The sequence below is a fragment of the Streptomyces sp. NPDC091412 genome, from assembly GCF_044756885.1.
GTDB lineage: Bacteria > Actinomycetota > Actinomycetes > Streptomycetales > Streptomycetaceae > Streptomyces.
This window is the reverse complement of sequence record NZ_JBIVTV010000056.1, coordinates 1-1754: the sequence shown is the minus strand read 5'-3', so window position 1 is coordinate 1754 and position 1754 is coordinate 1. Positions and strand designations below refer to the sequence as shown.

The 1754-nt window shown below is 64.3% G+C and carries 1 protein-coding gene; it reads left to right on the top strand.

Annotated elements, in window-relative coordinates; translation table 11 throughout:
- A partial coding sequence (locus ACIQMV_RS39340; RefSeq protein WP_402597918.1) for a nickel-dependent hydrogenase large subunit occupies window positions 1-1754 on the top strand: 1754 nt, incomplete at both ends.

Genomic DNA, 1754 nt, shown 5'->3' with positions numbered 1-1754 from the left:
AAGCCCGCTCAGATCGTGGACATGTCCTGGGATCCGATCACGCGGATCATCGGGAACCTGGGCATCTACACGAAGATCGATTTCGCGAACCGGGAGGTCGTCGAGTGCCACTCGACCTCCTCACTGTTCCGCGGCTACTCGGTGTTCATGAAGGGCAAGGACCCCCGCGACGCCGGCTTCATCACCTCCCGCATCTGCGGCATCTGCGGCGACAACCACACCACCTGCTCCAACTACGCCCAGCAGATGGCCTACGGCGTCAAACCCCCACCCCTGGCCGAACACATCACCAACCTCGGCGAAGCCGCCGAATACATGTTCGACCACACGATCTTCCAGGACAACCTCGTCTTCGTCGACTTCTGCGAAGCCATGGTCAAAGCCACCAACCCCAGCGTCCTGGCCCGCGCCGAACGCACCGAGGCCCCCCGCGGCCACATCCACGGCTACCGCACCATCGCCGACATCATGCGCGCCTTCAACCCCTTCGAAGGCGAGATCTACAAACAGGCCCTGAAAATGTCCCGCATCACCCGGGAAATGTTCTGCCTGATGGAAGGCCGCCACGTCCACCCCTCCACCCTCTATCCCGGCGGCGTGGGCACCATGCCCCAACCCACCGTCTTCACCGACTACCTCGCCCGCCTCATGCGCGTCATCGACTTCGTCAAACAAGCCGTCGCCCTCAACGACGACGTCTTCGACTTCTTCTACCAGGCCCTGCCCGGCTACGAGGAAGTCGGCCGCCGCCGCATCCTCCTCGCCTGCTGGGGCGCCTGGCAGAACCCCGACATCGTCGACTACCGCTACGAAACGATGAACCACTGGGGCAAGGCCATGTACGTCACCCCCGGCATCATCGTCGACGGCAAACTCGTCACCAACAACCTCGTCGACATCAACCTCGGCCTGCGCATCCTCCTCGGCTCCTCCTACTACGACGACTGGACCACCGAGGAACCCTTCGTCACCCACGACCCCCTCGGCAACCCCGTCGACCACCGCCACCCCTGGAACCAGACCACCCTGCCCCACCCCCAAAAACGCTCCTTCGACCACAACTACAGCTGGGTCATGAGCCCCCGCTGGCACCACCCCGAAACCGGCCAGCACCTCGCCCTCGACACCGGCGGCGGCCCCCTCGCCCGCCTCTGGTCCACCGCCCTCAACGGCATCGTCGACACCCCCTACATCAAAGCCACCGGCCACAGCGTCCGCATCACCCTCCCCCACGGCGAAAAACTCCCCGAAACCACCCTCGAATGGACCATCCCCCAATGGTCCAACACCATCGAACGCGACCGCGCCCGCCCCTACTTCATCGCCTACGCCGCCGCCATGGCCCTCCAATTCCTCGAACAAGCCCAAACCCTCGTCCGCGCCGGCGAAACCAAAGTCTTCGAAAACTTCCAAGTCCCCGACGAAGCCATCGGCTGCGGCTTCCACGAAGCCGTCCGCGGCGTCCTCTCCCACCACCTCGTCATCAAAAACCAGAAAATCGCCAACTACCACCCCTACCCACCCACCCCCTGGAACGCCAGCCCCCGCGACCCCTACGGCACCCCCGGCCCCTACGAAGACGCCGTCCAAGGCCAGCCCATCTTCGAAGAAAACGACCCCGACACCTTCAAAGGCGTCGACATCATGCGCACCGTCCGCAGCTTCGACCCCTGCCTCCCCTGCGGCGTCCACATGTACCTCGGCAACGGCAAAACCCTCACCACCACCCACACCCCCACCTACGGAGCCGAACA